7 protein-coding genes are annotated in these 5,495 nt (G+C 62.1%); 2 read left to right on the plus strand and 5 right to left on the minus strand.

Translation table 11 applies throughout. From position 1 onward, the window contains the following. Window positions 1-55 precede the first annotated feature (55 nt). The 5 genes from VEJ16_12035 to hisB all read right to left on the minus strand — a co-directional run bounded on the left by VEJ16_12035 (window position 56) and on the right by hisB (window position 3,031). Entirely contained in the window at window positions 56-373 is a 318-nt protein-coding gene (locus VEJ16_12035) for a hypothetical protein (protein HYB10393.1), read from the minus strand. Window positions 374-384: 11 nt separating this feature from the next. Further along, window positions 385-1,131, minus strand: coding sequence for a 1-(5-phosphoribosyl)-5-[(5-phosphoribosylamino)methylideneamino]imidazole-4-carboxamide isomerase (hisA, locus tag VEJ16_12040; GenBank protein HYB10394.1), 747 nt, complete (start codon window positions 1,129-1,131; stop codon window positions 385-387). Window positions 1,132-1,219: 88 nt separating this feature from the next. Further along, on the minus strand, window positions 1,220-1,870 hold the full coding sequence (hisH, locus tag VEJ16_12045) for an imidazole glycerol phosphate synthase subunit HisH (GenBank protein HYB10395.1): 651 nt from the start codon (window positions 1,868-1,870) through the stop codon (window positions 1,220-1,222). A gap of 4 nt (window positions 1,871-1,874) precedes the next feature. Next, window positions 1,875-2,306 (minus strand): DUF2628 domain-containing protein, encoded by a 432-nt coding sequence (locus tag VEJ16_12050; protein ID HYB10396.1) that lies wholly within the window; start codon window positions 2,304-2,306, stop codon window positions 1,875-1,877. A gap of 110 nt (window positions 2,307-2,416) precedes the next feature. Beyond that, window positions 2,417-3,031 (minus strand): imidazoleglycerol-phosphate dehydratase HisB, encoded by a 615-nt coding sequence (gene hisB / locus VEJ16_12055; GenBank protein HYB10397.1) that lies wholly within the window; start codon window positions 3,029-3,031, stop codon window positions 2,417-2,419. A 170-nt stretch (window positions 3,032-3,201) separates the two neighbouring features. On the opposite strand from hisB, the gene hslV reads away from it, so the two are divergent. After that, entirely contained in the window at window positions 3,202-3,780 is a 579-nt protein-coding gene (hslV, locus tag VEJ16_12060; protein ID HYB10398.1) for an ATP-dependent protease subunit HslV, read from the plus strand. 142 nt (window positions 3,781-3,922) lie between these two features. Next, complete coding sequence (hslU, locus tag VEJ16_12065; protein HYB10399.1) at window positions 3,923-5,230, plus strand: ATP-dependent protease ATPase subunit HslU; 1,308 nt, start codon at window positions 3,923-3,925, stop codon at window positions 5,228-5,230. Window positions 5,231-5,495: the final 265 nt, after the last annotated feature.

A 5,495-nucleotide genomic window follows, 5' to 3' on the forward strand; every position in this document is an offset into this window, starting at 1 on the left:
ATGCCCTTGACGATGCGGCCGTCCTTCACATCGAGGCAAGGAATGACACGAACTTTCAGCATGGCTCAGGCCGATCCGAACTCTTGGTCCGCCAGTTCATGATAAGCGCGATGAGTGCTGCGACCGCCCAGACTCCAAGCAGCACGAAACCTATGGGGACGATGAGGTACGGATACCAGATCGAAAAGCCAAGATCATAGAAGGGCCGCCCGTAATCCTTGCCACCGATAACGCAAGGAATCACGCGGTTGAGATACCCCTCACAGCCGAAGGCCTCCGCGATCTCCCGTCTTCCCGCCGCAAGCAGCGCTGGACTGAACTCGATCAACAGCACGAGGATCTGAAGGACACTGAAAACGGTGCGCATGCGCATGAGCCCGGCGCCTAGGACGGTCGCGTCTTCCGGCTCGCGGCAATGAGCGCAAGCGCCTCTGCCGGATCGAGCCTGCCATCATAGAGCGCGCGGCCGACGATGGCGCCTTCGAGCCTCGCATAATCCGGGCGAAGCAACGAGCGCACGTCTTCTATCGAGGTGAGACCGCCGCTTGCGATTACCGGAATTGAGATCACCCGCGCGAGCGCCGCGGTAGCCTCGAGATTGAGGCCGGCGAGCACGCCGTCCCGCGCGATGTCGGTATAGATGATGGCCGCCACACCCGCATCCTCAAAGCGGCGGGCAAGGTCGAGGGCGGTGATTTTGCTCGTCTCCCCCCAACCTTCCACCGCGACCTTGCCGTCGCGGGCGTCGATGCCGACGGCGATGCAACCAGGAAAATCGCGAGCCGCTTCACGTACGAAACTCGGATCGCGCACCGCGGCAGTCCCGAGGATCACGCGATCGATGCCCTTGTCGAGCCACGTCACGACCGTGTCGACATCGCGGATGCCACCGCCGAGCTGCACCGGGAGGTGCGTCGCGGTAAGAATCGCCCCGACCGCGTCCGCATTCACCGGTCTCCCCGCAAACGCTCCGTTCAGATCGACCACATGCAGCCACTCGAAGCCCTGCTGCTCGAAGGCACGCGCCTGCGCCGTGGGATCAGTGTTGAAGACCGTTGCTTCCGTCATCTTTCCCTGACGCAACCGCACGCACTGGCCGTTTTTCAGGTCGATGGCGGGGAACAGGATCATGACAAGCTCCGGGTGGGGGTTGAACCCGCAGTGAGGGAGTTGACCCCCACCCCGGCCCTCCTCCTTGCAGGGGGAGAGAGAATGAGCGTCACGGTTTCCATTTGAGGAAGTTGGCGATAAGCGCGAGCCCGAGCTTCTGGCTCTTCTCCGGGTGGAACTGCGTCCCAGCCATGTTGTCCCTGGCGACGAAAGCCGTGATCGGGCCGCCATAATCGGTGCTTGCCACGAGATCGTCTGCCTCGTCTGGGACAAAATGATAGGAATGCACGAAATAGGCGTGCATTCCTCCGTCACCAGTGGGAACGCCTTCGAACAGCGCATGCGCGCGGCCTACACGAAGTGTGTTCCAGCCCATGTGCGGGATCTTGAGCTCTGGGTCGGCGGGTGCGATTGCCCGGACTTCGCCCTTGATCCAACCGAGGCCGGGGGTAACTCCATGTTCGAGCCCGCGCTCCGCCATGAGCTGAAGCCCGACACAAATGCCGAGAAAGGGCTTGCCGTCTTGCTGCACGGCTGCCTCCAGCGCCTCGATCATGCCGGGCACGTCTTCTAGGCCCCGCTTGCAGTCGGCAAAAGCGCCGACGCCAGGAAGCACGATCCGGTCGGCATCGGCCACGTCCTCCGGACGCGCGGTCACCTTGATCGCAAGTTCCGATGCCTGCTCGCGCGCGGCCCGCTCGAACGCCTTGGCGGCGGAGTGGAGATTGCCCGAGCCGTAGTCGATGATGGCGACGTGCATGGTCTTATGGCGTCGGGAAGAGCCCGATGACCCCCTCTGCCTCGCCGCTAGTCTTTGGAGCGCGGACGCCGGCGGTGCTCGGCCGGCCCGGAACCGGCTCCCGCTGCCCTGCCCTTTCCTGCTCTGGCAGCCAGGACCGGAAAAAGGCAAGCTCGGCGGCATCGCGGCCCGGGCCGATAGCTGTCCCGGCCTGCTGGTAGCCCCGCCGTTCGAGCGCCGCACGGCGAAGGTCGTTGGCCTCGAAGGCGAAGAGCACGCTGAGTGCCACGCTCAGCCAGCCGAACAGAGTCTGTGCCTGGTCGCTCGAGCCGAAGATGCGGGCGAGGAAAGCGAAGAAGGCCACGAATAGGATCAGCTCGAGCCACATGCGGTGATAGAGCAGCCACAGCCCGGGCACCAGCAGCGCGGGCCAGGAGAAGCCTTCCTTGACGAACATGAGCGCCTCGGCCCGGTCCTCTGGGTCTCGCACCTCGCTCGGCGGCTCATAAACGGAATAGAGCGTCACGACACTGCACTAATGGCAAATCCTGATGTTTGCACTAGAGTCTAAAGCAGGCCCTTGGTCGAGGGCACGCGGCCGCCTTGACGCTCGTCGATTGCGACCGCCTGGCGGAGCGCGCGTGCGAGTGCCTTATAGCAGGTCTCGGCGATGTGGTGGTTATTCTCGCCATACAGCGTCTCCACATGGAGCGTGATCCCGGCATGCTGGGCGAAGGCCTGAAACCATTCCCGGAACAGCTCGGTGTCCATCTCCCCGATCTTGGAGCGGGTAAATGTCACGTTCCAGACAAGGTAGGGCCGCCCCGAGATGTCGATGGCGACACGGGTCAGGGTCTCGTCCATGGGAAGATACGCAAAGCCGTAGCGAGCAATTCCCTGCTTGTCGCCAAGGGCGCGTGCCACCGCCTGGCCGAGCGCGATGCCGGAATCCTCGGTCATGTGGTGTTGGTCGATATGAAGATCGCCTTTGGCTTTGAGAGAAATATTGATCAGGGAGTGGCGGGCAAGCTGCTCGATCATGTGATCGAGGAAGCCGACGCCGGTCGCGACCGCATAAGCGCCGGTGCCGTCGAGGTCGACGGCGGCCGTGATCACAGTCTCCTTGGTGCGGCGCTCGACGGTGGTGGACCGCTTCGATTCGGCTTTGGTTGGCTTCTGCATGGGGTCCAAGCCTAATGCAAGGCTCTTAGCAATTCGCTTCTGTCCCGGCGCGCTTATACGCCGTAGCGCCTAGCAGTGCCATGCGCGTATCCCCGAAAATGCCGAAGTTGGCGACGGTTTCGCGCTGGGTCGGATCTTACCGTCCTAAGCGCTTGACGAAAGGCCTCGTCATGCCGATATCGCAGTGCAGCATGGGTCGCTCCTCTTCTGACACCTGGCATGGCACGACCATCCTCACCGTCCGCAAGGGGGGCAAGGTCGTCATCGCCGGCGATGGGCAGGTCACACTTGGGCAGACCATCATCAAGGGCAACGCAAAGAAGGTCCGGCGCGTCGGCAACGGCAATGTCATCGCCGGTTTCGCTGGCGCGACGGCCGACGCTTTCACCCTGTTCGAACGGTTGGAGGCGAAGCTCGAGCGCTTTCCCGATCAGCTGAAGCGAGCTTGCGTCGAGCTCGCCAAGGATTGGCGCACCGACCGCTATCTCCGTCACCTCGAAGCGATGATGATCGTGGCTGATGCCGATGAGAGCCTGATGCTGACCGGCAAGGGCGACGTGCTCGAGCCTGACGACAATGTCATGGGCATCGGCTCCGGCGGCAATTTTGCACTCGCCGCGGCCCGGGCGCTTCTCGACTCGGAGCTCGATGCCGAGGGGATCGCGCGCAAAGCCATGGCCATTGCTGCAAGTATTTGCGTTTACACAAACAAAGAGGTGGTCCTTGAGACCCTAGACTCGAAGCAATGATAACGAAACTGATCCACATCATTGCCGGGCTTGACCCGGCAATCCGTTCCAATAATGACCTCATCGATATGTGTGCAGCCACGGCATGGACGCCCGCATCAAGTTCGGGCATGACGGATTGGTTAGGTAGCGTACAGAAACCATGACTAGTTTTTCCCCACGCGAGATCGTGTCCGAGCTCGACCGCCATATCGTCGGCCAGCGCGACGCCAAGCGCGCGGTCGCCATTGCGCTGCGCAACCGCTGGCGCCGGCAGCAGCTCGACGAGGAGCTGCGCGAGGAGGTGTTGCCCAAGAACATCCTGATGATCGGGCCGACCGGGGTCGGCAAGACTGAGATCTCACGGCGGCTCGCCAAGCTCGCCGGCGCGCCCTTCATCAAGGTCGAGGCCACTAAATTCACCGAGGTCGGCTATGTCGGCCGCGACGTGGATCAGATCATCCGCGATCTGCTTGAAGCCGGCATCGGGCTCGTGCGCGACGCCAAACGCAAAGAAGTCGAGGCCAAGGCGCAGCTGAATGCCGAGGAGCGTGTGGTCGATGCACTGGTCGGTGCTAACGCCAATCTTGCCACCCGCGACGCCTTTCGCAAGCGCCTGCGCGACGGCGAGCTAGACGACCGGGAGATTGAGATTCAAGTCGCCGATAGCGGCGCTGGCATGCCCGCATTCGAGATTCCCGGCATGCCTGGCAGCCATGTCGGGATGATCAATTTGAGCGATGTGCTTGGCAAGGCGCTTGGCCAACGCACCAAGCCCCGCCGCGTCACCGTGCGCGACAGCTTCGATATCCTAATGGCTGAAGAGTCGGACAAACTGATCGACAACGACACGACCGTGCAGGAGGCGATTCGCAATGTGGAGAACAACGGCATCGTGTTCCTCGACGAGATCGACAAGATCTGCGCGCGCTCCGAGCGCATAGGCGCCGATGTGAGCCGCGAGGGCGTGCAGCGCGATCTCCTGCCGTTGATCGAGGGCACCACGGTCGGCACCAAATACGGGCCAGTGAAGACCGACCATGTACTCTTCATCGCCTCTGGCGCGTTTCACACCGCAAAGCCCTCTGACCTCCTGCCCGAGCTACAAGGGCGGCTTCCGATCCGCGTCGAGCTCAGAGTGCTCACCCGCGACGATTTTCGCCGCATCCTGACCGAGCCCAGGGCCTGCCTGATCAGGCAATATGTGGCGCTGATGAAGACCGAAGGCGTGGATCTTGAGTTCACGCCCGACAGCATCGAAGCGATCGCCGACATCGCGGTCGAGGTGAACACCAATGTGGAGAACATCGGCGCCCGCCGCCTTTCCACGGTGATGGAGCGCATCCTCGACGACATCTCCTTCGAGGCCTGCGACAAGCACGGCGAGAAGATCGTGGTCGATGGCGCCTTTGTGCGCGAGCACATCGGCGACCTCGCCAAGAATGCCGATCTCTCGAAGTTTATTCTGTAGCTATTGCCGCTTGCGCAAGCGCACATAAAGGGCGCGAATAACCGTTTTCCGTAGTCCCTATTTCGCCCTGTGTCCGAGATTTCCGGGCTTTCTCGGGATAACCGTCCCAAGCTGTCACGCTTGCTCCCAGATGGTCCGGTACCAATTCCGGTCAACTTGCCCGCGCCAAGAATGGTGTCAGGAAAAGGCTAGTAGAAGAGCGTCCAAGGGGGGCACCTGCAGCCCGCGCTCCTGTTTGCTTGAATTATCGGGGCTATCTCGAAAC

The organism is Alphaproteobacteria bacterium, assembly GCA_035625915.1.
Taxonomy (GTDB): Bacteria; Pseudomonadota; Alphaproteobacteria; order JACZXZ01; family JACZXZ01; genus DATDHA01.